Raw genomic sequence first — 25,829 nt, forward strand, 5'->3', positions numbered from 1 at the left:
ATGTCGATGGCGGCGCCTCCCGTGATGCGCCACCATCGACACCAGCTATCCAGATGCAACCACCAAGGGAGAACGGGTCAAGCCTTGATACTCAATAAACTGGAACAGAAGTTGACTCGCCTGCAACACAAGGCGAACGACGTGGTGAACCGGGTGCGGGATCGCCATATTCGGCTGGCGGTGACCGGCCTCTCTCGCAGCGGTAAAACCGCCTTTATCACGGCGCTGGTCAACCAGCTGGAACACGCGGCCATCGACGGCCGTTTGCCGTTGTGGGATGCCCTGCGTCAGGGGCGCATCCTCGGTGCCCGCCGGGTGCCGCAGCTCAATGCCCACATCCCCACCTTTGCCTACGAGCGTGGCCTCGACTCCCTGTTTGGCGATCCACCTGCCTGGCCCGAGCCCACCCGCGGCGTGGCCGAAGTGCGCCTCGAAATCCGCTATCGCACCCGTCACCCTCTGCGCAAGCATCTGGGGGAGATCTCCACCCTCTACGTGGATCTGGTGGACTACCCCGGGGAGTGGCTGCTCGACTTGCCGCTCCTTGAGATGAGCTACGAGCAGTGGAGCGAACAGGTGCGCGAGCAGCTTCGTCGCCCAGAGCTGCAGGCACTCGCCGCCAGCTGGCTGACCCCCGGGTGGCAGGCCGATCAGCGCTTCGAAGAGCGGCCGGTGGCTGAGCTGGCCGAGCGCTACACTGCCTACTTGCATGCTTGCAAACAGGAGCTGGGGCTGCACCTGATCCAGCCCGGCCGTTTCGTGTTGCCGGGGGAGTATGCCGGTGCCCCCATGCTGCAGTTTGTCCCCTGGGTGTGGGAGATGCCTGTCGGCGAGCCCGCCGATGGCACCCTTTACGCCACTCTCAAGCAGCGCTTCGAGCAGTACAAGCAGCATCTGGTGCAGGGTTTTTATGAGCAGCACTTTGCCGGCTTTGATCGCCAGATCGTGCTGGTGGATTGCCTGCAGCCGCTTAACGCCGGGGCGGCCAGCTTTGGCGACATGCAGCAGGCCATCGCCCGCATCATGGAGAGCTTTGCCTACGGCAAGAGCAACTGGTGGCGGCGGCTCTTTTCGCCCCGTATCGACAAGCTGCTCTTTGTGGCGAGCAAGGCCGATCACGTCACCCCCGAACAGCATGCGCCCATGGTCTCACTGCTGCAGCATCTGGTGCGCAGTGGCCGCGGCCAGGCCCGTTTTGAGGGGATCACCACCGAGTGTCTGGCGCTCGCCGCCATCAAGGCGACCGAGGTGGGCAAGGGGGTGGCCAATGGCCGCGAGTTCCCCGCCATCCGCGGCACCAGCCTGAGCGGTGAGCCGCTGCTGCTGTTCCCCGGGGAGGTGCCGCCCCATATTCCCCCTGCGCAGTGGTGGAACAGTCAGGGTTTTGATTTTCAGGCGTTTCGCCCTATGCCTATGAGCGCCCATCAGGCTCTGCCCCATATCCGGCTCGATGCGGCGCTGGAGTTTCTGCTCGGGGATCACCTCGAATAACGGTGTGCGGCTCGGGTTTGTTTCCTGCGCCGCCCGCAGGAGACTGTTTTCAGGAGAACAAGGCGATGAACGATCAGATAAAAGAGCGGCCACCGCTGCAGGGCAAGGTGATCCTTGAGCCTGCCTTGACGGTGGCCAGTGACGAGCGACCGCCCGCACCAGCCCAGCGGCTGGAGGAGGCGAGTTTCGAGCGTCTAGATGAGCTGGACGAGTTCACCGAGGTGGAGAGCGCCCTCGTCAGCAAACCGCGCCGCCGCCATCGGCTGCTGGCGTGGGGGCTGGGGGCAGTCGGTCTGCTCTCGTTGGGCCAGTATGGCGCCTTTCTTTACGATCAATTCCTCACCACCCCGCTCTGGGGCAGCGCCTGGCTGGCGGCCTCGGCGCTGGTGGCGGCGGGGACCGCCAGCGTGGTGGGGCGCGAGTGGCTGCGGCTGCGCACCCTCAAGCGGCGTCAGGATGTGCGCTCGCGAGCAGAAGATCTGCTGGCCCATCAGGGAGTCGGGCAGGGGCAGGCCTTTTGCGAAGGGTTGGCGGTCAAAAGTGGCGACAAGGGGCGCGAAGGGTATCAAACCTGGCTGGCCCAGCTCGATGAGAGCCACAGCGATCGGGAAGTGCTGACTCTCTATAGCCAGCTGGTGCTCGGCGAGCGCGACAAGCTGGCACAGGCGCGGGTGGCCAAATGGTCGGGGGAGGCCGCTGTGCTGGTGGCGCTGAGTCCGCTCGCTACCGTCGACATGATGCTGATGCTGTGGCGCAACCTGCGGATGATCGAGGATATCGCCGATGTCTACGCCATCGAACTTGGCTACTGGAGCCGCATACGTCTGATCCGTCAGGTGTTTCGCAACATGCTCTACGCCGGTGCCACCGAGCTGGTGACCGAGGTGGGGATGGACTTGCTGGGCGCCGAGTTTGCCGCCAAGCTCTCTGCCCGCGCGGCGCAAGGGGTGGGTGCCGGTCTGCTCACCGCCCGCCTTGGCCTGCGCACCATAGAGGCTTGCCGACCGCTGCCCTGGTGTGCGGACGAGAAGCCGAAACTGGGTGAGCTGCGCAAGCGGCTGATCGGCCAGCTGGCGGGGTATCTCAATAAGCCTTGATGGCTGCTGGAGATTAATAGCGGTTGTCACAATTTATTTACAACTGTTTCAGGCAGCCGACTCATGGGTCGGCTGCTTTTTTTGTTGCCATTTCGTTACAGTGAAATCGTGATGAAACGGCAAGGCGCCTTGATGTGGCGCCAGAGGATGGAACCGCTATGGCAACCTTTTACACCGCCCACCAGCCGGATGCTGACGGGGTGATCCACTACAGCCACGAAGAGCACGGCACCTGGCAGATCCTGATCGAACGTCAGTTCGCCGCTCTTGCTGGCAAGGGGTGTAACGAGTATCTGGCCGGTCTCGACAGACTGGGGCTGCCCCGTGATCGCATCCCCCAGCTGGCCGAGATCAACGCCGTCTTGCAGCCTGCGACCGGCTGGTCGGTGGCGGCGGTGCCTGCGCTTATCTCGTTCGATCGCTTCTTCGCCCTGCTGGCCAATCGCCAGTTTCCGGTGGCCACCTTTATCCGGCGCCGGGACGAGCTCGACTACCTGCAAGAGCCCGATATCTTTCACGAGATCTTCGGCCACTGCGCCATGCTGACCAATCCGGCCTTTGCCCACTTCACCCACCTCTACGGTCAGTTGGGGCAGCAGGCGAGCAAGGAGCAGCGGGTTTTTCTGGCGCGGCTCTACTGGTTCACCGTGGAGTTTGGCCTCTTGGCAACGCCGGACGGGCTGCGTATCTACGGTGGCGGCATTCTCTCCTCCATCGGCGAGACAGCTTATGCCCTCTGTGGCAAACCGCTGCTGCAACCCTTCGATCTGTTGACCGTGCTGCGCACCCCGTATCGCATCGACATCATGCAGCCCACCTATTTTGTGCTGCCGAGTCTCGATCATCTCTACCAGTTGACTGGGGAGGAGATCATGGCTGCTCTGGCGGAGGCCAGTCGGCTTGGCCTCTATCCGCCACGTTTTGAGGTTCCTGCTGGCAAACAGGCGAGCTGACCAAAAGCAAACAACCCTATTTCATTGTCATTAATTTTTCATTAATTCAAGCAGGAGTAACCCATGTCCGAACTGGCCAGCCAACAGTGTGAAGCGTGTCGCGCCGATGCCCCCAAGGTGAGCGATGAGGAGCTGCGCGAGCTGATGCAGCTTATTCCCGACTGGCAGCCGCTGGTGGAGGAGGGGGCGCTGCAACTGCGGCGGGAATTTACGTTTCGCAACTTCAAGGAAGCGCTGGCCTTTACCAACCGCCTGGGGGAGCTGGCGGAAGCGGAGTTCCATCATCCCGCGATCCTGACCGAGTGGGGGAAGGTGACCGTCAGCTGGTGGACCCACAAGATCGGCGGATTACACCGCAACGACTTCATCATGGCTGCGCGTACAGACCAATTGCCCAGATAATCTGAGAACAGGTTGAGGCGGAGTATCCCCCTTCCTGCATTTCTGACTGAATGGGGGAAGGTGACCGTCAGCTGGTGGATGCATAAGATCGGCGGTTTGCATCGCAACGACTTCATCATGGCGGCGCGCACCGATCAGTTGCTTCGGTAATCGCACCCCACACCAGCGTCATCGGTTGACCCGGGCCTGCCTGCGAAAGCGGGGCAGGCCCGCATTTTTATGGGCTGGCGCTCGCACTGGGGGGATCGAGACTGTATTATCCGCTCATTCATAGAGTTAGCTAGGAAGTGTGTCCCGAATGCGTCTTGAAGTCAGCTGTGAAGACCGCCTGGGCCTGACCCGGGAACTGCTCGACCGCTTGGTGGAGCACAATATCGATCTGCGCGGCATCGAAATCGATACCTCAGGCATCATCTATCTCAACTTTCCCGAGCTGGAGTTCAGTGATTTTCAGCACCTGATGCCGGAGATCCGCCGTATTCCCGGCGTCTACGACGTCAAGACTATCCCCTACATGCCTTCCGAGCGAGAGCACCACGAGATCGAGGCGCTGCTCAAGGCGCTGCCGGATCTGGTCTTCTCCCTCGACAGCAAGGGCAAGGTGACCCAGGCCAACCAGTCTGCCCTCACCACCCTCGGCTTGCCGGTGGAGGAGGTGCGCGGCGTGGCGCTCGGTTCGCTGGTCAAGGGTTTCTCCTTCACCCGCTGGCTGGAGGCGAGCGAGATCAAGCCGCAGACCTGCAAGCTCAGTTTCAATGGCGAAGAGTATCTGGCAGATCTGATGCCGCTGTTCGTGGCAGAAGCCCGCGGCAAGCAGGCGCTGGCCGGGGCCGTGGTGGTGCTCAAATCTGCCCGTCGGGTCGGCCTGCATTTCAGCGCGCTTCATGCGGTGGAAGTGGGGGGCTTCGAGCATCTGCAGGCCGAGAGCCCCAAGATGAAAGAGGTGCTGTCGCAAGCGCGCAAACTGGCGATGCAGGATGCGCCGCTGCTGATCGTCGGCGAGACCGGCACCGGCAAGGAGCTGCTGGCCCGCGCCTGTCACGGGGCCAGCCTGCGCTCCAGCCACCCCTTTATGGCCCTCAACTGCGCCGCCATGCCCGATAACGTGGCCGAGAGCGAGCTGTTTGGTTATGCCCCCGGCGCCTTTGGCAACAACACCGAGGGCAAGCGCGGTGTGCTGGAGCTGGCGAGCGGCGGCACCTTGATGCTGGACGAGATCGGCGACATGTCTCCCCATCTGCAGACCAAGTTTTTGCGGGTGTTGCAGGATGGGGTATTCCGCCGGGTCGGTGACGAGCAGGAGGTGAAGGTCAACGTGCGTTTCATCTGCACCACCCAGAAGCAGTTGCTGGATCTGGTGCACGAAGGAACCTTCCGCGAGGATCTCTACTACCGCCTCAACGTGCTCAGTCTGGCGCTGCCCCCCCTGCGCGAGCGCAAGGCGGACATCATGGTGCTGGCCCAGCAGTTTGTCTCCCGCTTTGCCAGCGAATTGCAGCGACCCCGTCCGCGCTTTACCCGCAACATGGCCGACTACCTGACCGCCTACCGCTGGCCGGGCAACGTGCGTCAGCTGCGCAACTGTCTCTACCGTGCCATGACCCTGCTGGAAGGGGATGAACTGGGGCCCGAGCAGATCGACCTGCCGGTGGCGGCCGATACCATGCCGCTGATCGACGAGTGGTTTGAGGGGAATCTCGACGATGCGGTGAAGCGCTTCGAGAGCCAGCTGCTGGCCCGGCTCTATCCCGCCTTCCCGTCGACCCGTCAGCTGGCCAAACGCCTGGGCGTGTCGCATACCGCCATCGCCAACAAGCTGCGGGAATACGGCATCAGCAAGAAGTGATTTCCGTCTTGTTGCCTGCCACCAGAGAGCCCGTTACCAGACGGGCTCTCCGTTTTCTTTACACGAACTCGGTAGTTGATGGCGGGGTGAGACTTGTCAGGCCAGAGTCAGCCAACTTACTATCTGGGTTCATCTACCCGAACCGCAATGCCATAGCAGCGGTATTGTCAAGGCGACCACCTCCCGATCATGCTGTTACTCTTTTCCCCCCGTTTAACTGCCCGTCTGGCGCTCCTGTTGATTGCGTTTGGCCTGCTGTTGCCCCGCGCGCTGGCGGAAACGGCCGCAGAGAGCCGGGCGACGGCGGTCAGGGAGCTGGTGCTCGATATCATGAGTTATACCCGCTGGCCCACCGAGCCTGCGGTGCTGCGCATGTGTGTGGCGGCGCCGACCGAATATGCCGGCGCCCTCTTTACCATCGATCGTCAGGCCAATGGGCGCACCGTGCAGGTCCATCGTTACGAGGCGAGCGATCCGGCCATCAGCGATCACTGCGATGTGCTCTATCTGGGAGTGCTCGACGAGCCGACCCGGATTGCGCTGTTTGCCCGCCTGCAGGGACACCCAGTGCTCAGCATCAGCGAATACAACCACGACTGTTCCACCAGCTCGGTGTTCTGCCTGCAGACCTCGCCGGACAGCGTGCGGGTGCGGTTTAAAGTGAACCTCGATGCCCTGGCCCTGAGCGGCGTGCGGGTGCATCCCGCCGTGCTCAAGCTGGCCCATGCCGACAAGGGGGTCCCATGAGACGACAGGTGAGCGCGGCTCCCCGCCGTCTGACCCTGCGTCAGAGCCTGGGGCGAACCCATCTGGTGGCCGCCATCACAGCCGTCAGCGTGGCGGGACTCTTTTTTACACTGGTGGCCCTGCTGGTAGTGCGTTTTTACGCCGACCACAATCTGGAGCTGGTAGCCCGCGCCATCAGCTACAGCGCCGAGGCGGCGGTGGTGTTCCATGATGAGGAGGCGGCGAGCGAGGCGCTCAGTGGTATCGTTGCCAAGGAAGAGGTGGCCCAAGCCACTATCGTACTGACCAATGGTCAGCTGCTCGCCAGTTGGGAGCGCCCCAGAAGCAACCCGCTGGTGACGCTCGAAGACTATCTGGCCCAACTGCTGATGCCGGGGCCTGTCAAACTCCCCATGCTGCGGGGTGGTGAGCAGATCGCCACCATCGAGCTGCGGGGCCACGGTGAATACCTGCTGCTGTTCTTGCTCTCGGCGCTGCTGGTGATGGTGGTTTGCCTGATGCTGAGCGCCATGGTGGCACTCTATGTGGCTGACCGGATGCAGGTCTCCATCACCGCACCGCTGCGCAAACTGGCACTTGTCGCCCACTCGGTACGCCGACAGCGCACCCTGGGGATGCGGGCGCCACCGGCCGATATCGTCGAGATTAACGAGCTGGGGGATGACTTCAACTCCCTGCTTGACGAGCTGCAAGCCTGGCAGGCCCAGCAGGCCCGCGAAAATGCCAGCCTGCTCCATCAGGCTACCCACGATGCCCTCACCGGACTGCCCAATCGCGCCCTGTTTGAAGCGCGGCTCGCGCAGGCCATCTCCCTCGGCGAGCAAGAGGGGTTTGCGCTGCTCTATCTCGACTGCGATCGCTTCAAGCAAATTAATGACACGCTGGGGCACAACGCCGGTGACGATGTGCTGATCGCGCTCTCAAGACGGGTGCAGCATCAGCTGCGTCCGGATGATCTGGTGTTTCGCCTCGGTGGTGACGAGTTTGCGGTGCTGGTTGGTTCACTCCAGCGACAGCATGAGGTGGAAGAGGTGATTGGCCGCATCCAGCAGGCGATGAGCGAACCGGTGGCGCTGCGTGACGGTCGTCAGCTGGTGGCAGAGGTGAGTGTCGGCTTTGCCGTCTATCAGGCGGGCATGAGTGCCAGCGTGCTGTGTGATCAGGCCGATGCAGCCATGTATCTGGCGAAACGGGCGCGCCGCAGTGAACAGCAAACCATCGCCTGACTGGCAAGAATAACAACATAAACAAGGAGCAAACCATGAAGATCACCCACCTGTTGAAAGTGACCCTGCTGGGGTTGATGTTGTCACTGCTGGCCGGTTGCCAGAGCGCCCCCAAGGGGTTGACCCCGGAGCAGATCGCCGTGCTCAAGGAGCAGGGCTTTTATCTGACCGATGAGGGGTGGACGCTGGATCTGGCCAACCGGGTGCTGTTTGCCAACAACGTGGGGGCGCTCAATCCCCAGACTCGCCAATCCGTTGAAAAACTGGGTAAAACACTGCTTGGCGTAGGGTTGGACAAGGCGCGGGTGGATGGCCACACCGATAATACCGGCGAGAGCAGCTACAACCAGCAGCTCTCCCTGAAGCGGGCCCAGTCGGTAGCCGATGTGCTGGTCTCGGTCGGCATGAAGCCAGCCAATCTGGAGATCCATGGCCGTGGCGAGACCATGCCGCTGGCGGATAACAAGACCAGAGAGGGCCGGGCCGCCAACCGCCGGGTTGCCATCGTCATCAGCGATCAATAACCCTTTCATCGTTTCGTTACCCATAAAAAAGAGCGCCCGACCGGCGCTCTTTTTGATCGCGACAGCTGGGGTCGCGAGGGCATGTGGGGCAGGGTTACTGCGCGCTATTTTGCCCGTTATTGTCGTGATGGCTGCGCAGGCGGATGTTGATCATCTCCACCACCAGCGAGAAGGCCATGGCGAAGTAGATGTAGCCCTTCGGAATGTGTAGGTCCATCCCCTCGGCCATCAGGGCGAAACCAACAAGGGTGAGGAAGGAGAGGGCCAGCATCTTGATGGTGGGGTGGGCATCGACAAAATCACCGATGGATTTGGCGGCAAACATCATGATGAAGACGGCGATCATGATGGCCAGCACCATCACCGGCACGTGATCGGCCATGCCGACCGCGGTGATCACCGAGTCGAGGCTGAAGACGATATCGAGGATGGCGATCTGGATCAGGGTGCTGATAAAGCCCGAGGCCGCTTTGCTGACGCTTTCCGGCTCGGCCGCCCCTTCCAGGGTGACGTGGATCTCGTGAGCACTCTTGCCGATGAGGAACAGGCCTCCCAGCAGCAGGATCAGATCGCGGCCGGAGATGGCTTCACCCAGCACGGTGAAGAGCGGATCGGTGAGGCGCATCACCCAGGCCAGCGAGAGCAGCAGCAGGATCCGGGTACCCATGGCGAGCCCCAGACCCAGAATGCGCGCTTTTTGACGCTGCGCCTCCGGCAGGCGACCTACCAGGATGGAGATAAAGATGATGTTGTCGATGCCCAGCACGATTTCGAGCAGGGTAAGGGTGGCGAGTGCGACCCAGGCAGAGGGATCAAGAACCCATTCCAGCATGATTGAACCTTGGTTGAAAATTGGTTGGAAAATTGAAGCAGCGCATTCTAGCAGGGGCGCCACTGCTTGTCCCAGAGGGGGGAAAAGATAAAAATGGTGGCCATCGCAAGGGAGGCTGGCATGTTTCGATTAGGGTTCATTATTAATCCGGTCGCCGGGATTGGCGGCGCAGTGGGGCTCAAGGGCAGTGACGGCGTGGTAGCCGAGGCGCTTGCTCGTGGTGCCGTGCCCAAAGCGCAGGATCGGGCGCGGCAAGCTCTGTTGCCACTGTGCGAGCTGAGCGTCCCGTTTGAACTGCTGACGGTAGCGGGAGAGATGGGGGAGGCGGTGGCCCGCGAGTTGGGGTTGCCCTGTCGGGTCATCTATCAACCGGCCGGGGAGAGCACCTCGGCCGATGATACCCGCCACGCCGCCGGGCTGATGCGCGAAGCCGGGGTCGATCTGCTGCTGTTTGCCGGTGGCGATGGCACGGCGCGGGATATCTGCGCCGCGGTGGGGGAGTCTTGCCATGTGCTCGGCATTCCCGCGGGGTGCAAGATCCACTCCGGCGTCTACGGGGTGACCCCCGCCGCCAGCGGGCGGGTGGTGGCGCGGATGATCGCAGGGGAACTGCTCAGCCTGATCGATGCCGAGGTGCGCGACATCGACGAGGAGGCGTTTCGCGCGGGCAAGGTGCGGGCCCGCCACTACGGCCAGCTGAAGGTGCCCGGTGATCTGCGTTATGTGCAGGCGGTCAAGCAGGGGGGCAAGGAGTCCGAAGAGCTGGTGTTGGCGGATCTCGCCGCCGGTGTGGTCGAGCAGATGGAGCCTGATACCCTCTATCTGATGGGCTCCGGCAGCACGGTGGCAGCCTGTATGGCTGAGCTCGGTCTGGAAAATACTTTGCTCGGTGTGGATCTGGTGGAAAATGGCCGACTTATCGGGCAGGATCTCAGCGCCGCCGAGATCCTGACCCGGATCCGCGGCCGTCGCTGCCGACTGATCATTACCCTGATAGGCGGACAGGGACATCTGTTCGGGCGCGGAAATCAGCAATTGAGTCCTGAGGTGATTCGGTGTGTCGGGCTGGACAATATCCAGGTGCTGGCAACCAAAGCCAAGCTTGCCGCCCTTGCGGGCAGGCCGCTGCTGGTGGACACCGATGATCCCGAATTAAACCGGGCGTTGCGTGGTTATCTGCGAATAACCACGGGATACAAGGATCAGGTCATCTACCCGGTGGCCAACCCGGAATAGGACGCCAAGGACGCTGCTGGCCTGGCGCCAGAGAGCTGCAATCAACCGGATTGCGGTTCCATACCCCCGAATTTTTTGCCGCAAATGAGGCTGCGTTACATGACGATTCACGATTTTGAGCACAAGTTGTTGGGACTGATCGACAGCATGGTTGCCACCGCGACCGACGATGAGCTGTTTGCGGGGGGTTACCTGCGAGGTCATATCTCATTGGCGGTTGCCCGGGCCGAGCTGGAAGGCAAGACCCTGGTGCGGGACGTCAAGAGCTATGTGCTGCGCAGCCTCAACGAGGCGATCTTGCAAGGTGAGCTTTCTGAAGAGGATGAAAAACTGGTGCAGGCGATGTGGAGTCGTTTGCAACAAGACGCAGAAGCTTGATCGGATACACAATTCAAACTGAAGTTTGAGTTTATCCTTCCCCTGAAGTTAGTGAAAGGTTAATAATAAGTTTCGCCTTTTGTTTCAGGGATTAAACTATGGCCTCCTCCTCACGCATTGCCAATAAACTGCCGCTCGAGATGCTCTATCACTGGGAGCGGCAGTGTCCTGATCGAACCTACCTGCGTCAAACCATCAACCGCGAATATGTCGATTTCACCTGGGGTGAAGTGGCCGATGAAGCGCGGCGGATGGTGACGGCCTTGCGTCACCTCGGTCTGGTGGCCGGTGACAAGGTGGCGCTGCTCTCCAAGAACTGCGCCCAGTGGTTTATCGCCGATCTGGCGATGCAGATGGGGCAATACGTGAGCGTGCCCATCTACCCGACTGCCAACGTCGACACCATCGAATATGTGCTGCGCCACAGCGAGGCCAAGGCGATCTTCGTCGGCAAGCTGGATGACTGGAAGAGTCAGGAGGCTGGCGTACCCGCCGATCTGCTGCGCATCGCCTTCCCCTATGACACCATGCCGGCCAGCCACCAGTGGGACGATCTGCTGGAGGCGCACGAGCCGATCCCTGACAGCCCGGTGCAGGCTCCTGACTCCCTGCTGAGTCTGGTCTACACCTCCGGCAGTACCGGCAAGCCGAAAGGGGCCATGCTGAGCGTCGAGCGTTACGCCTGGTCGTGCGAAAAACTGGTGGAGACGGTGAGCCTGAGCCAGGCCGATCGGGGCTTCTCCTACCTGCCGCTGGCCCACATTACCGAGCGGGTCTACATCTACGGCGGCAGTCTCTATGGCGGCGCTACCATCGCGTTCCCTGAATCCCTCGACACCTTTATCGAAGATGTCAAACGCTGCCGTCCCACCGTCTTTATCTCGGTGCCGCGGCTGTGGGCCATGTTCCGCATCAAGATCCACGAGAAGCTGCCCCAGAAGAAACTCGAATTGCTGCTCAAGATCCCGCTTATCTCCGGCCTTATCAAACGCAAGCTGCAAAAGGGGTTGGGACTGGATCAGGCCCGTGTACTCGGCTGCGGCTCCGCTCCTGTCTCCCCTGCGCTGCTTGAGTGGTATCTGAGCATCGGCCTCAAGGTGACTGAAGCTTGGGGCATGACCGAGAACCACGCCTACTCCACCATCAACTACCCGTTCCGCGCCGACAAGATCGGCACCGTCGGCAAGGCGGGGATCGGAGTGACCATCAAGATCTCCGACGAGGGGGAGATCCTTTGCCGCTGTGAAGGGATGATGCTGGGTTACTACAAGGATCCCGAGCACAGCGCCGAGGCCATCGATGCCGAGGGGTGGCTCCACACCGGCGACATGGGCAAGCTGGACAAGGAGGGTTATCTCACCATCACCGGCCGGATGAAGGATGTGTTCAAGACCGCCAAGGGCAAGTATGTGGCGCCGGTGCCCATCGAGGGACTGCTGGGGCAGGAGCCCATTATCGAACAGCTCTGCGTGATTGGTTACGGCATGCCGCAGCCCATTGCGCTGGTGCAACTGGCCGAGAGCGCTATGAAGGGCAATCGGGAGGAGGTGAACGCCAGACTGGAAGCGGCGCGGGTACGGGTCAACGATCAGCTGGAATCTCATGCCAAAATTCGCGGCATTCTGGTAGTGAAAACCCCCTGGAATATCGAGAACGGCGTGCTGACTCCCACCATGAAGATCAAGCGTCACCTGCTGGAGCAAAAGTACGCCCAGGTCGGGGATCGCTGGCCCTCATCCCAGGTGGTGGTGTGGGAGGAGTAAATCCCGTCTTTCCATAGCGCAACAAACAACAACGGCCCTTGATGGGCCGTTGTTGTGTTTGAGGCATATCACTCGCCGCTGTTTTGTCGGCGAGTAAAAGCGCGCCCGGTTAGATCTGCGCCAGCGCGGCGGCCAGATCGGCGATCAGGTCGTCCGCATCTTCCACCCCGATGCTGAAGCGGATGAGGTCGTCGTTGACTCCGGCAGCGAGGCGGCTCGCCTCGTCCATGGCGGCGTGGGTGGTACTGGCCGGATGGCAAGCGAGACTCTCGAGATCCCCCAGACTCACCGCCTGCACGAACAGTTGCAGGTTATCGAGCAGGGTGGCGCAGCGCTCAAACCCGCCTTCCAGCTCAATGCTCACCATGCCGCCAAAGCCGCTAGCGAAGGCGCCGAGGGCATCGTGGCCCGGATGGCTGGCAAGCCCCGGGTAGATCACCTTCTTCACCGCCGGATGGGCGGCCAGAAACTCGGCCACTTTCTGGGCATTGTGCAGGTGGGCATCCATCCGCAGGGGCAGGGTCTTGACCCCACGCTGCAGCAGGTAGGCCTCCTGCGGGCCTATGGGGGAGCCGATATGTTTGAGGGCCACGGTGCGGATCGACTTCATCAGGGCGTGGGAGCCCGCCACCACCCCGGCGATGATGTCGCCGTGGCCGCCCAGATATTTGGTACCGCTGTGCATCACCACATCGACCCCGAGCTCCAGCGGACGCAGCAGGTAGGGGGTGAGGAAGGTGTTGTCACACACTGTGATGGCGCCCACCTTGCGGGCCGCTTCCACCACCAGCCGCGGATCCACCACCTTGAGGGTGGGGTTGGTCAGGGTTTCGAACAGTACCACCTTGGTGGCGGGGCGGATATTGGCCAGCAGATCCCGGTCGCTCTCGTAAGCGGTGATCTTGATACCGGCGCGGCTGAAGGTCTGCTTGAGGAACGCATCGGTGCCGCCGTAGAGCGGGCCGATATAGGCCACCTCATCGCCGCTGTCGGCCAGGGCATACATGATGGCGCTCACCGCCGCCATGCCGCTCGCCACCACCAGCGCTTCATCGGCACCTTCAAGCGCCGCCAGTTTCTGCTCCAGCTCGGCAGTGGTGGGGTTGCCAAAGCGACTGTAGATAAAGCCGGGGGCCTGACCTGCAAAGCGCTCCTTGCCTGCCTGGGCGTTGAAGTAGCTGAAGGTGCTGCTCTGGTAGAGCGGGGTGGTGAGGGCGCCGGTCTGGGGGTCGATCCGCTGGCCGCTGTGTACGCTCATGGTCTTGAATTTCATCGTGTTGCTCCGTGATGGCCAGGCTCTGACCATGACTGGTTGTGTTTTGTTGTTCGTTACATGTTGTGTTTTGTCTGGGCGGGTATATCCATGCTGCTTGTGGCTTATGCATATACCCGCCGGCGGATCTCTGCGCTGCTTAGGCCGTTATCGCTTCGCTTTCAGTGCGCGGGAGGCGAGCGGGTTCCACCGGCCCATAGTGCCGCGCCGCTACATCCGGGTGGGAGCGCAGCCGCCCTTTCAGCACGTTCTCCCCCACCTGATAGAAGAGCGGATTGGTCGGGTCACTCTCCGGCCCTTGCGCCTGTGCTGCCAGCTCGGGGGAGAGGCTGAGCAGTGGCACGGTGGCATCGAGCCGCGCCGCCATAAAGAAGGCGCAGGAGAGGCGCGATACGCCGGGCGGCGGGCTTACCACCCGATGTAGGGTCGCCTTGAGATAGCCGTTGGAGGCCAGCTCCAACAGCTCGCCGATATTGACCACCAGCGCTCTCGGCAGGGGGGGCGCGGAGATCCAGCCGTCGGCCGTCTCGACCTCAAGCCCCGAGTGATTGTCCTGCATCACCAGCGTCAGGTAGCCGGGATCCTTGTGGGCGCCGACTCCCTGACTGCTGCCGCCCGCCTCTTGCCCCGGGTAATGAATCAGCTTCATGTGCTGGTAGGGGGCGCCGCGGATGCTGTCGTCAAACACGTTGGCCGGTTGCTCCAGCACCTCGGCAAAAGCGGCCAGCAGGGTGAGGGTGATATCGCTCAGCCGATCCTGCCACGCCAGCAGATGGGCTTTCATCTCTGGCAGGGCGGTCGGCCACTGGTTGGGGCCGATCAGCCGCTGCCATGGTTCACGGATCAGGTCCGCAGGCAGGGGTTGCGCCTCATTCATGATATCGAACTGCTCCCGCAGATCCGGCCGCGCTCGGGTCAGCTCGGCACCGACCCGGTTGTAGCCGCGAAAGTGGGGGCTGTTGACCATCTGCACCGCCAGCTTCTCCTGCTCCGGCAGGGCAAAGAAGCGCTCTGCCAGCGCCAGAGTCTCTCGTTGCTCGGCGTCACTCAGGCCATGCCCTGTCAGATAGAAAAAGCCGACGTCGCGGGCGGCCACGGCCAGGCGGGCCAGCATAGGGCGACGCACCTCGGGTGCCCCGTTGAGGGCAGCCAGATCGATGATCGGCAGTGGTGAATGTTCCATGTGCACCTCCTCACTCTTTCGTTATCTCTGGCGCCATCTCTTGCACTGCCTCCGCTGTTGGCAGACCTGATAAGCGGCAAACGGGATGGCGCGACAGTGTGGCGCCATCTGGGATAAAGGGGATGCTACTGTTCGGTGTTATAAGACGGAAACAACAAATTATTCTTAGTTATATACAAAATTCGAAATGGAATTCGGCGCCTGATGGGCTGAAGGTTTTTTGCGCAGCCATTGCGAGGTAAAGGGGCAACGATGAGGGGGAGAGTGATAACCAGAGGTAAGTTACCAGCGGCAAAAATGACCAAAACAGAAAATGGCCAAAACAGAAGGGAGGCGGATGCCTCCCTTCTGGTTGAGCGGGTGTTCACCTGACCGGCTGCGCAGGTGAGTGACCGTGCATTCTGGCCTTAACCGATTGCTGGCTCTCAGTAACCCAGGGTAAAGCGCTGGCGCTGGTGAGCCGGTTTTTCCACCTCGTTCAGCACACCGTCAGCCAGATCACCGGCGGTGATCCCGACAGGCTGTTCGCCGCTGAACAGCACCTGATCGCCACCAATCCGATAGCCTCCGCGCTTCTCGCCCGGTTCGAGGAACACCGGGGGAGAGACAAAGCGCCAGTCGAGGGTGGTTTCACGACGCAGGGCGGTGAGACCGTCGCGGGCCGCCAGCGCCCCCTGTTTCCACTCGGCCGGAAACTCAGGGGTATCCACCAGTTGCACGCCGGGGGCAACCTCCAGACTGCCGGCGCCACCTACTACCAGCAGCCAGCTGTTGGCCGCTTTGGCTGCTGCGACGATCGCGTTGGCGCCCTTGAGGTACTGGTCGTAGATATCCGGTGTGGTCCAGCCCGGGTTGTAGGCGCTGATCACCCGATCGTGCCCCTTGAGCACCTCGGCCAATGCCTGCGGGTTTTGGGCATCCACCGCCACGGCGGTGACCTGCGGATGGGCGGCCACCTTGCTGACATCGCGGACGATGGCGGTGACGTGATGGCCGCGGCTGACGGCCTCGTTCAGGATGGCTGAACCGACAAAACCGCTGGCACCGATCAGGGCAATCTTCATGGGGAACTCTCCTTCACTGTTGGAATGGGGCTATCCTACGCCGCCATTTATGATTTAATAATCACCTCAAAAATGCATTCACTTATAAGCTGGGTTTAATAATGGAACAGCTCAGACGTTACGCCATCTTCGCTGCCGTGGTGGAGGCGGGCAGCATGACAGGGGCGGCTAAATCCCTTGGCATGACCCCCTCTGCCGTCAGTCAGCATATCAGCCAGCTCGAAAGCCTGCTCGGGCTGCCCCTGCTCCATCGCTCCACCCGTCGCCTCAGTCTGACCGAGGCGGGAGAGGTTGTGTGGCAAGGGTGCCGGGCGTTGCAGCAGACCCTGAGCGAGACCGAGCTGCGCCTCTCGGAGGTGCGCGACGCCCTGCTCGGTGAAGTGCGGATCACTGCCCCGGTGGGGATGGCGGGCCAGCCGCTGGCTCTGGCCCTCTCACCGCTGCTGCAGGCCCACCCCGGCCTCACTATCCAGATCATCGCCGACGACGAGAAACGGGATCTCATTGCTGAGCGGATCGACGTGGCATTGCGGGTCGGCACTTTGCCCGATTCGACTCTGGTGGCCCGCAAACTGGGGCAAACCCGGATGCTGCTCTGCGCCGCCCCCGCCTATCTGGCGCGCAAGGGGACGCCGCGCACGCCCGCCGATCTGGCCACCCACGACTGGCTTTGCGGCGACATGCTGGGCAACGGTTTGCTGCTGCAGGATGAGAAGGGGGGGGAGCACAGGGTGAGGTTCAAGGCCAAGGTGCTCTGCAATAACGTGTTGCCCTTGCGCCAGTTTGCGCTGGCGGGGCAGGGGATCTCGCTGCAACCGGAGGGAGAGATTGGCGAGGATCTGGCGCAAGGGCGTCTGCTCGAACTGTTGCCCGGTTTTCGGGTGGCACCGATGGAGATCCACGCCATCACGCCGCAGCGGGAGATCCCGGAGAAAGTGCGGCGGGTGGTGGAGGCACTGCGCAGCTATTTCGGCACGACGATGTCGTCATGAGCTGCGCCTTAATGGTTGAGAAAAGGCCCCCGATTATCCTGAAGGGGGGATTATCCATAAGGTGGTTTGTCGAGAAGAGCGATAGCCCGGATGAGGAGATGGGCATGCTTGACTGTTAAGCATCCTTAAAACGAACTGACGGCCCGCACCTGATCTTTGAGCCAATTAAGCCCGGTATCCTGACCGGAGCTCTTGTGCCAACTCATGTAGACGGGGCAATCCTCCGAGAGCCAGGGGAGGGGATAGCTGGCCAGATCCAGCGCCTGCCCCAGCTTCTCCATGTGCCACTGGCTGGCGACGCAGAGCCAGTCGGTACGACTCACCAGATGAAGAGCGGTGAGCAGGGAGTCGCTCTCGTAGGCAATCTGGCGCGGCGGCAGCGGCGCCTTGGTCAGGGTGTTGAGCAGCAAGCTGTCGAGCCGCCTGGTTTGCAATACCACGTGCTTTTCGTTGAAGAAGGTGGCCATGTCGGGGGCCTGGCGGATCCTGGGGTGATCCTTGCGGCAGGCGATGCGCAGGGCCTGGGACATGATCTGCTCGTTTTCGATCCCCTGCTCCGCCATCGGCTTGGTGGCCAGCACCAGATCAACGCTGTGCAGATAGAGGCTGTTCTGGCGCAGGGCTTCGTCCTGCACCTGGGTGTTCCACTCCAGCTGACAGTTGGGGGCTTGGGTCTGCAGCAGGTTGTTGAGCTCCGGCAGGAAGAAGATATCGATATCGGGCACCCCCGCTATGCGAAAGGTGCGCCGACTGGTCTGGGGATCAAAGAGATCGGTGCGCTGCAGGCTGCGCTCCATGTCGTGCAGCGGCACCATGATCTCGTGGTGCAGACTGAGCGCTCGCGCCGTGGGGGTGATGCCGCGTCCCTGGCGGACAAACAGCGGCTCGCCCACCAGGCTGGTCAGGCGGCTGATGGCCTGGCTGATGGCCGAGGGGGTCATCTCCATCATCTCGGCGGCCGTGGTGACACCACCATAGCGGATCACCGCATCGAGGACGCGAAAGAGATTGAGATCGACTTGAGACATGGTGGCTACCGTTAAGCATGATTAAACAGTTAACATACTGAACAGCCTCTTGTCCGGCCAGCATTCCCTGCGATAACTGTGATGTTTCCCTCTCTATTCGTCATCTTCCATCTTGCCGCGAATGCGATCGAGCCTGTTTCGCAGCCATGCTTGAGTCCGGCAGGTGGCCCGCGGCATAGAGCAGCGCGACCAGCAGCAAGCCGCCCAGAAAGAGCCAGCGAGCGCTCCCCCAATGGCCGCTGTCCGTCATCAGGGCCGCCAGCAGCAAAGGCCCCAGCAGCTGACCGAGGTTGGCGAGCTGGACAAAAAAGCCCTGCACGATGGCCAGTTGCACCGGCCCCTGACTCACTCCCTGCGCAGACGAGAGGATCGCTGGCGGCGCCATGCCACCCGAAAGGGAGAGGACGAGGCACAATCCATAGGCCCACCACGGCGACAGGCCGGGCCAGAAGGCGAGCATGCCGCACAGCGCCATCAGACCCAGTGCCCAGCTGATGAGCCGATCTCGTGCCACGCCCCGGCGCAGCAGCAATGCCCCCATCAGGTTGCCGGGAATATTGGCGACCACCGCCAGCGCCGAAAGCAGGGCGATCTGGCTTTGGCCAATCCCGGGGCTGCCTTGCAACATGGTTGGCAGCCAGACAAAGAGCGCCCAGAGCATCAGGCTGTAGAGCGTGAACGCCAACCCGTAGCGCCAGAGTGCCTTCTGCCGGAGCACCGTCAGTTGGCGTAGCGGGTGGCCCGAGTTGATCGAGTTTTGGGATGCCCAGACCCGCAGTTTATCTGCTGAGCGACTGGCGAGCAGAAGCAGCAGGGCAGAGAGTTGCGGGATCATCAGGATCAGCCAGGCCAGTCGCCAGCCACCTTGTGCCGTGAGCCAGGGGGTGAGCAGCATACCCGCCGCTGCCCCGAGAGGCAGGTTGACTGCCCACAGGCTTATGGCCAGCCGTTTATCCTCCTCCCGGGTCACCGCTACGATAAAGGCGGGCATGGCCACCGAGACCAGCAAAAAGCCAATCCCCTCGACAATGCGCGACAGCAGCATCATGGCCAGCCCGGTGGCGGGCAGCGCCAACGCACCGCCTGTGACGATAACCAAAAGCCCGACAACCCCGGTTTGCCGCCCACTCCAGCGGGTCAGCAACAGGCCGAGAAAGAGGCTGAAGAGGATCGCCAGCGTATTGAAAGCTGAGGCGAGATAGCTGGCTTCGACCAGTGTCAGCCCCAGCTCGCTGCGCAGTATGCCGAGTACGGCGGGCACTTTGCCAAGGCAGAGGGCGCCGCTGGCACCGGCAAAAATGGCGAGGAAGACCAGAGGCCAGCGCGTGCTTTGTGGCTGGTAGCCAGCGAGCGTGCTCATGGCCGATATTGGCCGTTGCGCAGCCACTCATCGTTGAGCTGACCAAATTCGCCGCGCTGATAGGCATGCAGCCGATCTGCAATGGCGTCGTGGCTGTTCATGACGAAGGGGCCATGTTTGACCAGGGTTTCATTGAGCGCCTGGCCTGAGAGCAGCACGAAGTGGCAGGGCTCGGTGGCCTCAAGCTGCAGAGCCACCGCCTCGCCGCCCTCGGCAGAGAGGCTGACACCCATCCCGTGACCTGCCGGGATGAGGTGCCGCTCTCCCTCAGCCTGCAAAGTCAGCGACCCGGTCAGGGGATAGATCATGGCATTCCAGCCTGCCGCCAGCAGATGGGTGAAGCGGCTGCCGGGCGCGCAATGGCCATCGAGCAGGGTAAAGGGTTGGGGCAGCTCTGCCGAGTGTGGTGCCGTTATCCCGTTGCTGTGGCCTGCGACCACCCGTACTCGCACCCCTTCGCTATGAAACTCGGGGATGGTGGCAGCGGCTGCGTGGACGGCAAAAGGCGACATCATCTTTTGACGGGCAGGCAGGTTGACGAAGATCTGCAGGGCGTGGACATAGGGCGATGCCCCTTCCGGCTGCTCGGTATGTACGGCCCCGCGCCCGGCCGCCAGCCAGTGGAGTGCCCCCGGTTCGATGGGGCCCTGATTGCCGAGGGAGTCGTAGTTGACGTGGGGGCTCGTCGAGTCCTCGAACAGATAGGTGACGGCAGAGATCCCGGCGTGGGGATGGGGCTCGAAGGTGGGGGCGGTCATCTGGAAGTGATCCACCATCACCACGGGGTCTATCAGACCGTTGAAAAAGTGTTCGCCAAAATGGCTGGCTGCAAAGCCGCTGCCAATGCGCAGCGGTTGGCCCTTGACGGGGGCGGAGAGCGTCAGGCGTCTGGTCATCGATATAACCTCTTGAAGACAAAAGAAGCCTTCGGTCATCTGACCGAAGGCGGGGCGAGTTACGACTTCTTGGCACCCTCTTGCATCTGCCACACCAGAGTGGCGAAAGGCATGTCGAGGGCGCTGTAGACATCGTGCGCCTTGGGGTCGACGTTGCTGCGCAGCATCTCGACCGCGGCGGAGGCGTAGTCGGTGACCGGGATACCGGCCCCCAGCAAGCGTTGCAGCCCAGTGGTGCGCTTGGCTTCGTTGAAGGTGCCGGAGGCATCGAGCACCACCCGGGCATCATAGCCGGCAGCCTTGGCAGAGAGGGCCGGGAAGCTGGCGCAGATCTCGAGGGATACCCCGGCGATGATCAGTTGTTTGCGGCCGGTCTTCTCAATGGCGGCGCGCACGGCGGGATCGTCCCAGGCGTTGATGACGGTGCGGTTGATCACCTTCACATCCGGCAGGGCACTGGTCAGTTCGGGCATGGTGGGGCCCCACATACCATCGGGCATGGTAGCGGTCACGATCACCGGCACGCCGAGGGCGCGGGCGGCGTTGGCCAGCGCCACCACGTTGTGCTTGAGTTCGCCCACCGTGGTGTCGCGCACGCCGCTCAGCAAGCCGACCTGATGGTCGACCAGCAGCAGTACCGCATTGTCTCGGGAGAGCATTTCCAGATAGCGGTTGGGTGATACGGTCGGATGGCTGGCAGCCTCGGCGGCCATGGCCGGTGTCGCTGTGGTGGCCAGCGTGGCGGTCAGGGTCGCCAGACCGAGCAGGGTGGCAGAGCAGATTTGTCGCAGTTTCATGGTGAACTCCTTGTGATATCGGAACAGTCAAACGGCCCTTGCTGGTGGGGCGGATTGCCCGAGCAGCAACCGTCTGATGGGAACAGGGCCATTATGATGGCTGCAAAAATGGCGACAATCTGGTGAAATAGGTTCTTATCGTTCCATTCGTGGAACGATGTGAATGCACCTCACCCTGACCAAGGCTGCTCGATGACACCACTGGAACTTGATTTGAATGATCTCTATCTCTTCACCCATGTGGTGCAGCGACAGGGATTCACTGCAGCCGCGCGGGCGCTTGGCGTGCCCAAGTCGCGGATCTCGCGCCGGATCCGGCTGCTGGAGGAGCGGCTGGATACCCGGCTGCTGCAACGTACCTCGCGCCAACTCAGCCTGACCGATGCCGGTGAGGTGCTCTATCGCCACTGTCAGGCGATGCTGGCCGAAGCGCAGGCGGGAGAGGCGGCTGTGCGGCAACGGCAGCAGGAGCCGAGCGGTCTGGTGCGCATCAGCGTGCCCATTACCATGGCCGATGCGCTGCTTGCCCGCTTGCTGCCCGCTTTCATGGCCCAATACCCCAAGGTGAGGCTCGCCGTGCAAGCCAGCAATCGGCAGGTGGATCTGCTGGAGGAGGGGCTGGATGTGGTGATCCGCGGGGTGGCCTTCGAGCAGGCCCCCTCCAGTCTGGTGCAGGTGCCGCTCTGCACGGTGCAGTGGGGCGTGCTGGCGACCCCGGCGTGGCTCTCCCGCCACGGTGCACTGATGCATCCGCGCCAGCTGGAGGGAGAAGATGCCCTGCTTTTCAGCTCGCTGGAGCGTCAGGCTGACCTGCTGCGGCTGCGGCACGATAGCGGGGAGAGTGAGGAGGTGGCGGTCAATGTGCTGCTGCGCAGCGACAATGTGCAAACCCTCAAACAGGCGGCGCTGGCGGGGCTCGGGATGGTGGGCTTGCCACTTTACGCCTGCGTGAATGAGCTGGCGGATGGGCGGCTGCAACAACTGCTGCCCGAGTGGCGTCCCAAAGATGGCAAGCTGGTGATGCTCTATCCCGCGCGGCGCGGTCTGTCACCGGCGGTCAGGGCCCTCATCGACTTTATCAAGGCGCAGTTGCCTGCTCTGCTGGCAGAGGTTGGTCAGCCACGCTGAGGAGAGCTATCCCTCCATCTTGCGGCGAATGCGCTCGAACAGGCTCTGCAGGCAGGCTTGATCCCGATCGGCGGCCCGCACCGCGCCGTACATATGGCGACGAATACCGCTCCCTAGGGGGCGGGCGCAGAGCATTCCCTGTCTGACAAACTCCTCGCTGGCCCAGCGCGGCAGGGCGGCAACCCCGAGGCCGGCTGCGGCCATCTGCAGCATCACAGAAGTGTTGTCCACCGGCTTGCAACGGGCGGGCTCCACCCCGGCGGGTTGCAAAAAGCGGCTGAAGATATCCATGCGGCTGCGCTCCACCGGATAGACCAGCAGCACCTCCGCCCCCAGATCGCCCGGCTCGATGCGGCTCTGGTGGCAGAGGGGATGATCCGGCGCCATCACCAGAGTCAGATCGAAGGCAAACAGCGGCTCGAAGTGGAGATCGCCGCGGGCCTGCACGTCCGAGGTGAGCAGCAGGTCGAGCTGGCCGCCGAGCAGGGCATTGATGGCATCAAAGCCCGGCACCGACTCCACCTCCAGATCCACCCCGGGCCACTGGCGGCGAAAATCGGGCAACAGCGGCAGCAGCCACTGGATGCAGCTGTGGCAATCGAGCGCCAGATGCAGCCTGCCCGCATCGCCGCTCTGCAGGGCTTGCAACTGTTTCTCGGTCTGGGCCAGAGCGGGCAGTACCTGACGGGCGAGGGCGAGCAGCTGGCTGCCGGCTGCGGTCAGTACCAGCGGGCGACTTTTGCGCAGGTAGAGCTCCAGATTGAGGCGGGTCTCCAGCTCTTTGAGCTGGTGGGAGAGGGCGGACTGGGTAAGGTTGAGGGTCAGCGCCGCACCGGCCAGCGAGCCCTGCTCGGCCAGCGCGGTCAATGTTTTCAAGTGTTTGATCTCTATCCCTGCATTGCTTGGCACTGCCATAAGATGGCTCCTTGTGAGATTGCGTATGGCGCTGAGGTTACGGTCGGCGGTGGCCTGCAGCGCTTCTTGACTCCGGCACCTCTTGCACCTGTAAAAATCGGCCTCTGTATCCTCGCGGTGAACCTGATTGGCGGTCAGTTGAGGATTATTTGAGAGCCAGTTGAAGAGGATTCAATAGCCAGCGTCACCTTATCTTGTCATTTTGGATGTGTAAACATCTGGATGGCTAAATCATCCAGTTTCCCATCAGATGAATGAGCATAAGGAAATGAACCTATGACACGAGCACACACCCTGGGCTTCCCCCGTATCGGCGCCAAGCGCGAGCTGAAATTTGCCCTCGAATCCTACTGGCGTGGCGAGACCACTCAGGCCGAACTCGTTGCCGTGGGCAAGACGCTGCGTGAGCGCCACTGGCAGGCCCAGCACGGCGCCGGGGTCAATCTGCTGCCGGTGGGCGACTTTGCCTGGTACGATCAGGTGCTCGGTACCAGCCTGCTGGTGGATGCGGTGCCTGCCCGTCACCGTCATGGCGAGACCGATCTCGACACCCTGTTCCGGGTGGCCCGCGGCCGTGCGCCGACCGGCCCGGCGGCGGCCGCCGCCGAGATGACCAAGTGGTTTAACACCAACTATCACTATCTGGTGCCGGAATTCAGCCGTGATCAGCGCTTCAAGCTGGGCTGGAGCCAGCTGTTTGACGAGGTGGAAGAGGCCAAAGCGCTGGGGCTGCCGGTCAAGGCGGTGCTGCTGGGACCGGTCTCCTACCTCTGGCTCGGCAAGGAGAAAGAGAGCGGCTTCTCCCGCCTTGAACTGCTCGATCGCCTGCTCATCGTCTATCAGGAGATCCTGGCCAAACTGGCCGCCCAAGGGGTGGAGTGGGTGCAGATCGATGAACCGGCGCTGGCGCTGGACTTGCCGGACGAGTGGCGGCTGGCCTACCTCAACGCCTACGAGCGTCTGGCTGGCCCTTGCAAGCTGCTGCTCACCACCTATTTCGGTTCGGTCGCTCATCAGCGCGACATCATCACCAGCCTGAAAGTGGATGGCCTGCATCTGGATCTGGTGGCCGCCCCCGAGCAGCTGGAGACCTTGGTGCCGCATCTGCCAGCCCAGTGGGTTATCTCCGCCGGGGTGATCAACGGCCGCAACGTCTGGCGCGCCAATCTGGCCAAGCTGGCGCCGACTCTGAAGGCACTGAAAGCCAAACTCGGCGAGCGGCTCTGGGTGGCCTCATCCTGCTCATTGCTGCACAGCCCGGTGGATTTGACCCAGGAGCAGGAGCTGGATCCCCAGACCCGCAGCTGGTTCGCCTTCGCCTTGCAAAAATGTTTCGAGTTGGGGCTGCTCAGAGAGTATCTGGATGGGGGCGAGCTCGACAAAATCACCGCCTACAGCCAGCCCATCGTCGATCGGGAGTCCGACAGCCGGGTGCACAAAAAAGCGGTGCAGTCACGGCTCGCCAGCCTCACCAATAGCGATTTTGAGCGCCACAGCCCCTATCCGGTCAGGGCCGAGCTGCAGCGCTCGGATCTCAAGCTGCCGCTGCTGCCCACCACTACCATCGGCTCCTTCCCGCAGACCTCGCAGATCCGGGTATTGCGGCAGGATTGGCGCGCCGGTCGCATCGATGACAGCACCTACGAGGCGGGCATTCAGGCCGAGATCCGCGATGCCATCGCGCGTCAGGAGGCCATCGGGCTGGACGTGCTGGTTCATGGTGAGGCCGAGCGCAACGACATGGTGGAGTATTTCGGTGAGCTGCTGGATGGCTTTGCCATCACCCGCTTCGGTTGGGTACAGAGCTATGGCTCCCGCTGCGTCAAGCCGCCGGTGATCACCCGCGACATCGACCGCCCGACCCCCATGACGCTCGAATGGACCCGATTTGCCCAGAGCCTGACCGACAAGCCGGTGAAGGGGATGCTGACTGGCCCTGTGACCATCCTCTGCTGGTCCTTCCCGCGCGAAGACGTGAGCCGCGAGCAATCTGCCCTGCAAATCGGGCTGGCCATTCGTGACGAGGTGGCAGATCTGGAAGCCGCTGGCATCAAGATCATCCAGATCGACGAACCGGCGATCCGCGAAGGCTTGCCCCTGCGCAAGCAGGATCATCAGGCTTATCTCGACTGGGCAGTGCGGGCCTTCCGTCTGAGCGCAAGCCCGGTGGCGGACCGCACCCAGATCCACACCCACATGTGTTACAGCGATTTCAACCTCATCATCGAGGCGGTGGCGGCGCTGGATGCGGATGTGATCACCATCGAGACCAGCCGTAGCCAGATGCAGCTGCTCGAAGCGTTCGAACGCTTCAACTACCCCAACGAGATTGGCCCGGGCGTCTACGACATCCACTCGCCGAACGTGCCGAGCCAGAGCTGGATTGAGGGGTTGCTGCGCAAGGCGGCCAAGCAGATCCCGGCCGAGCGGCTCTGGGTCAACCCGGATTGCGGCCTCAAGACCCGGGGCTGGGAAGAGACTGAGGCCGCCCTCAAGGTGATGGTCGATGCCACCAGGGCGCTGCGGGCCGAGCTGGCGTAACCGGCTAGCCGTGACCGCCATCGGTAAGGTGGCGTGCTGACAAACGAACGAGAGAGGGGAAGCCATTGCTTCCTCTCTCTTTTTTCGTTGGCCACTTTTCCACTGGATCCTGAACCTTGCCGCAGCCCGCTTTGCACTAGGCTCAGAGTTGGCAGAA

22 protein-coding genes and 1 pseudogene are annotated in these 25,829 nt (G+C 62.2%); 14 read left to right on the top strand and 9 right to left on the bottom strand.

Going from position 1 to position 25,829, the window contains the following annotated elements; translation table 11 throughout:
- Positions 1-84: 84 nt before the first annotated feature.
- The 8 genes and pseudogenes from ACTG2W_RS00260 to ACTG2W_RS00295 all read left to right on the top strand — a co-directional run bounded on the left by ACTG2W_RS00260 (position 85) and on the right by ACTG2W_RS00295 (position 8,286).
- Complete coding sequence (locus ACTG2W_RS00260; RefSeq protein ID WP_181281638.1) at positions 85-1,491, top strand: YcjX family protein; 1,407 nt, start codon at positions 85-87, stop codon at positions 1,489-1,491.
- 65 nt (positions 1,492-1,556) lie between these two features.
- Positions 1,557-2,588 carry a YcjF family protein gene (locus ACTG2W_RS00265; RefSeq protein WP_106843750.1) on the top strand — a complete coding sequence of 344 codons (1,032 nt, stop codon included), beginning with the start codon at positions 1,557-1,559 and terminating at the stop codon, positions 2,586-2,588.
- A gap of 158 nt (positions 2,589-2,746) precedes the next feature.
- On the top strand, positions 2,747-3,541 hold the full coding sequence (gene phhA / locus ACTG2W_RS00270; RefSeq protein ID WP_106843751.1) for a phenylalanine 4-monooxygenase: 795 nt from the start codon (positions 2,747-2,749) through the stop codon (positions 3,539-3,541).
- A gap of 63 nt (positions 3,542-3,604) precedes the next feature.
- Positions 3,605-4,093: pseudogene (locus ACTG2W_RS00275) on the top strand (4a-hydroxytetrahydrobiopterin dehydratase).
- A gap of 148 nt (positions 4,094-4,241) precedes the next feature.
- Positions 4,242-5,789, top strand: coding sequence for a transcriptional regulator TyrR (gene tyrR, locus ACTG2W_RS00280; protein ID WP_005333656.1), 1,548 nt, complete (start codon positions 4,242-4,244; stop codon positions 5,787-5,789).
- Between the two features lie 189 nt (positions 5,790-5,978).
- Positions 5,979-6,536: a YfiR family protein gene (locus tag ACTG2W_RS00285; RefSeq protein ID WP_106843752.1), complete on the top strand. Its 558-nt coding sequence runs from the start codon at positions 5,979-5,981 to the stop codon at positions 6,534-6,536.
- On the top strand, positions 6,533-7,762 hold the full coding sequence (locus ACTG2W_RS00290) for a diguanylate cyclase domain-containing protein (RefSeq protein ID WP_106843753.1): 1,230 nt from the start codon (positions 6,533-6,535) through the stop codon (positions 7,760-7,762). The genes ACTG2W_RS00285 and ACTG2W_RS00290 overlap by 4 nt, the downstream gene beginning before the upstream one ends.
- 35 nt (positions 7,763-7,797) lie before the next feature.
- Positions 7,798-8,286 carry an OmpA family protein gene (locus tag ACTG2W_RS00295; protein WP_005333642.1) on the top strand — a complete coding sequence of 163 codons (489 nt, stop codon included), beginning with the start codon at positions 7,798-7,800 and terminating at the stop codon, positions 8,284-8,286.
- A 94-nt stretch (positions 8,287-8,380) separates the two neighbouring features.
- Here ACTG2W_RS00295 and ACTG2W_RS00300 read toward each other — a convergent pair whose 3' ends face one another.
- Positions 8,381-9,118 carry a TerC family protein gene (locus ACTG2W_RS00300; protein ID WP_005352619.1) on the bottom strand — a complete coding sequence of 246 codons (738 nt, stop codon included), beginning with the start codon at positions 9,116-9,118 and terminating at the stop codon, positions 8,381-8,383.
- A gap of 120 nt (positions 9,119-9,238) precedes the next feature.
- On the opposite strand from ACTG2W_RS00300, the gene ACTG2W_RS00305 reads away from it, so the two are divergent.
- From ACTG2W_RS00305 to ACTG2W_RS00315, 3 genes are all read left to right on the top strand, one after another.
- Complete coding sequence (locus ACTG2W_RS00305; RefSeq protein WP_106843754.1) at positions 9,239-10,354, top strand: ATP-NAD kinase family protein; 1,116 nt, start codon at positions 9,239-9,241, stop codon at positions 10,352-10,354.
- A 99-nt stretch (positions 10,355-10,453) separates the two neighbouring features.
- Entirely contained in the window at positions 10,454-10,732 is a 279-nt protein-coding gene (locus ACTG2W_RS00310; protein ID WP_005333639.1) for a YfcL family protein, read from the top strand.
- A 98-nt stretch (positions 10,733-10,830) separates the two neighbouring features.
- Positions 10,831-12,495 (top strand): AMP-binding protein, encoded by a 1,665-nt coding sequence (locus tag ACTG2W_RS00315; RefSeq protein WP_042052884.1) that lies wholly within the window; start codon positions 10,831-10,833, stop codon positions 12,493-12,495.
- A 109-nt stretch (positions 12,496-12,604) separates the two neighbouring features.
- Here the strand turns inward: ACTG2W_RS00315 and ACTG2W_RS00320 are convergent, their stop codons facing one another.
- From ACTG2W_RS00320 to ACTG2W_RS00330, 3 genes are all read right to left on the bottom strand, one after another.
- On the bottom strand, positions 12,605-13,768 hold the full coding sequence (locus tag ACTG2W_RS00320; RefSeq protein WP_421308779.1) for a trans-sulfuration enzyme family protein: 1,164 nt from the start codon (positions 13,766-13,768) through the stop codon (positions 12,605-12,607).
- 139 nt (positions 13,769-13,907) lie between these two features.
- Positions 13,908-14,951 carry an isopenicillin N synthase family dioxygenase gene (locus tag ACTG2W_RS00325; RefSeq protein WP_421308781.1) on the bottom strand — a complete coding sequence of 348 codons (1,044 nt, stop codon included), beginning with the start codon at positions 14,949-14,951 and terminating at the stop codon, positions 13,908-13,910.
- A 425-nt stretch (positions 14,952-15,376) separates the two neighbouring features.
- Complete coding sequence (locus tag ACTG2W_RS00330; protein WP_421308783.1) at positions 15,377-16,015, bottom strand: NAD(P)-dependent oxidoreductase; 639 nt, start codon at positions 16,013-16,015, stop codon at positions 15,377-15,379.
- Positions 16,016-16,116: 101 nt separating this feature from the next.
- On the opposite strand from ACTG2W_RS00330, the gene ACTG2W_RS00335 reads away from it, so the two are divergent.
- A complete protein-coding gene (locus tag ACTG2W_RS00335; RefSeq protein ID WP_005361146.1) occupies positions 16,117-17,007 on the top strand; it encodes a LysR family transcriptional regulator in 891 nt (296 codons plus the stop codon).
- Positions 17,008-17,132: 125 nt separating this feature from the next.
- On the opposite strand, the gene ACTG2W_RS00340 is transcribed toward ACTG2W_RS00335, so the two are convergent.
- The 4 genes from ACTG2W_RS00340 to ACTG2W_RS00355 all read right to left on the bottom strand — a co-directional run bounded on the left by ACTG2W_RS00340 (position 17,133) and on the right by ACTG2W_RS00355 (position 21,088).
- Entirely contained in the window at positions 17,133-18,035 is a 903-nt protein-coding gene (locus tag ACTG2W_RS00340; RefSeq protein WP_013723653.1) for a LysR family transcriptional regulator, read from the bottom strand.
- A gap of 100 nt (positions 18,036-18,135) precedes the next feature.
- Positions 18,136-19,395 (bottom strand): MFS transporter, encoded by a 1,260-nt coding sequence (locus ACTG2W_RS00345; protein ID WP_120414103.1) that lies wholly within the window; start codon positions 19,393-19,395, stop codon positions 18,136-18,138.
- Positions 19,392-20,291, bottom strand: coding sequence for a pirin family protein (locus ACTG2W_RS00350; RefSeq protein ID WP_120414104.1), 900 nt, complete (start codon positions 20,289-20,291; stop codon positions 19,392-19,394). The genes ACTG2W_RS00345 and ACTG2W_RS00350 overlap by 4 nt, the downstream gene beginning before the upstream one ends.
- A 59-nt stretch (positions 20,292-20,350) precedes the next feature.
- Positions 20,351-21,088, bottom strand: a complete 738-nt coding sequence (locus tag ACTG2W_RS00355) for an isochorismatase family protein (RefSeq protein WP_041210334.1) — start codon at positions 21,086-21,088, stop codon at positions 20,351-20,353.
- 192 nt (positions 21,089-21,280) lie between these two features.
- On the opposite strand from ACTG2W_RS00355, the gene ACTG2W_RS00360 reads away from it, so the two are divergent.
- Positions 21,281-22,216: a LysR substrate-binding domain-containing protein gene (locus ACTG2W_RS00360; protein WP_120414105.1), complete on the top strand. Its 936-nt coding sequence runs from the start codon at positions 21,281-21,283 to the stop codon at positions 22,214-22,216.
- 6 nt (positions 22,217-22,222) lie between these two features.
- Here the strand turns inward: ACTG2W_RS00360 and ACTG2W_RS00365 are convergent, their stop codons facing one another.
- Positions 22,223-23,131, bottom strand: coding sequence for a LysR substrate-binding domain-containing protein (locus tag ACTG2W_RS00365; protein ID WP_304520838.1), 909 nt, complete (start codon positions 23,129-23,131; stop codon positions 22,223-22,225).
- Between the two features lie 276 nt (positions 23,132-23,407).
- Here ACTG2W_RS00365 and metE point away from each other — a divergent pair, with 276 nt between their 5' ends.
- On the top strand, positions 23,408-25,672 hold the full coding sequence (gene metE / locus ACTG2W_RS00370; protein WP_120414107.1) for a 5-methyltetrahydropteroyltriglutamate--homocysteine S-methyltransferase: 2,265 nt from the start codon (positions 23,408-23,410) through the stop codon (positions 25,670-25,672).
- The last annotated feature ends 157 nt before the right edge of the window (positions 25,673-25,829 follow it).

The organism is Aeromonas sp. 96A, from assembly GCF_051919165.1.
GTDB classification, from domain to species: domain Bacteria; phylum Pseudomonadota; class Gammaproteobacteria; order Enterobacterales; family Aeromonadaceae; genus Aeromonas; species Aeromonas veronii.

Excerpts from the sequence above, each read along its gene's own strand:
- metE (WP_120414107.1), top strand. The coding sequence starts at position 23,408 with ATGACACGAGCACACACCCTGGGCTTCCCCCGTATCGGCGCCAAGCGC.
- ACTG2W_RS00300 (WP_005352619.1), bottom strand. The coding sequence starts at position 9,118 with ATGCTGGAATGGGTTCTTGATCCCTCTGCCTGGGTCGCACTCGCCACC.
- ACTG2W_RS00305 (WP_106843754.1), top strand. The coding sequence starts at position 9,239 with ATGTTTCGATTAGGGTTCATTATTAATCCGGTCGCCGGGATTGGCGGC.
- ACTG2W_RS00355 (WP_041210334.1), bottom strand. The coding sequence starts at position 21,088 with ATGAAACTGCGACAAATCTGCTCTGCCACCCTGCTCGGTCTGGCGACC.
- ACTG2W_RS00330 (WP_421308783.1), bottom strand. The coding sequence starts at position 16,015 with ATGAAGATTGCCCTGATCGGTGCCAGCGGTTTTGTCGGTTCAGCCATC.
- ACTG2W_RS00340 (WP_013723653.1), bottom strand. The coding sequence starts at position 18,035 with ATGTCTCAAGTCGATCTCAATCTCTTTCGCGTCCTCGATGCGGTGATC.
- ACTG2W_RS00265 (WP_106843750.1), top strand. The coding sequence starts at position 1,557 with ATGAACGATCAGATAAAAGAGCGGCCACCGCTGCAGGGCAAGGTGATC.
- phhA (WP_106843751.1), top strand. The coding sequence starts at position 2,747 with ATGGCAACCTTTTACACCGCCCACCAGCCGGATGCTGACGGGGTGATC.
- ACTG2W_RS00360 (WP_120414105.1), top strand. The coding sequence starts at position 21,281 with ATGACACCACTGGAACTTGATTTGAATGATCTCTATCTCTTCACCCAT.
- ACTG2W_RS00295 (WP_005333642.1), top strand. The coding sequence starts at position 7,798 with ATGAAGATCACCCACCTGTTGAAAGTGACCCTGCTGGGGTTGATGTTG.
- tyrR (WP_005333656.1), top strand. The coding sequence starts at position 4,242 with ATGCGTCTTGAAGTCAGCTGTGAAGACCGCCTGGGCCTGACCCGGGAA.
- ACTG2W_RS00350 (WP_120414104.1), bottom strand. The coding sequence starts at position 20,291 with ATGACCAGACGCCTGACGCTCTCCGCCCCCGTCAAGGGCCAACCGCTG.
- ACTG2W_RS00345 (WP_120414103.1), bottom strand. The coding sequence starts at position 19,395 with ATGAGCACGCTCGCTGGCTACCAGCCACAAAGCACGCGCTGGCCTCTG.
- ACTG2W_RS00320 (WP_421308779.1), bottom strand. The coding sequence starts at position 13,768 with ATGAAATTCAAGACCATGAGCGTACACAGCGGCCAGCGGATCGACCCC.
- ACTG2W_RS00310 (WP_005333639.1), top strand. The coding sequence starts at position 10,454 with ATGACGATTCACGATTTTGAGCACAAGTTGTTGGGACTGATCGACAGC.
- ACTG2W_RS00335 (WP_005361146.1), top strand. The coding sequence starts at position 16,117 with ATGGAACAGCTCAGACGTTACGCCATCTTCGCTGCCGTGGTGGAGGCG.
- ACTG2W_RS00325 (WP_421308781.1), bottom strand. The coding sequence starts at position 14,951 with ATGGAACATTCACCACTGCCGATCATCGATCTGGCTGCCCTCAACGGG.
- ACTG2W_RS00365 (WP_304520838.1), bottom strand. The coding sequence starts at position 23,131 with ATGGCAGTGCCAAGCAATGCAGGGATAGAGATCAAACACTTGAAAACA.
- ACTG2W_RS00290 (WP_106843753.1), top strand. The coding sequence starts at position 6,533 with ATGAGACGACAGGTGAGCGCGGCTCCCCGCCGTCTGACCCTGCGTCAG.
- ACTG2W_RS00285 (WP_106843752.1), top strand. The coding sequence starts at position 5,979 with ATGCTGTTACTCTTTTCCCCCCGTTTAACTGCCCGTCTGGCGCTCCTG.
- ACTG2W_RS00315 (WP_042052884.1), top strand. The coding sequence starts at position 10,831 with ATGGCCTCCTCCTCACGCATTGCCAATAAACTGCCGCTCGAGATGCTC.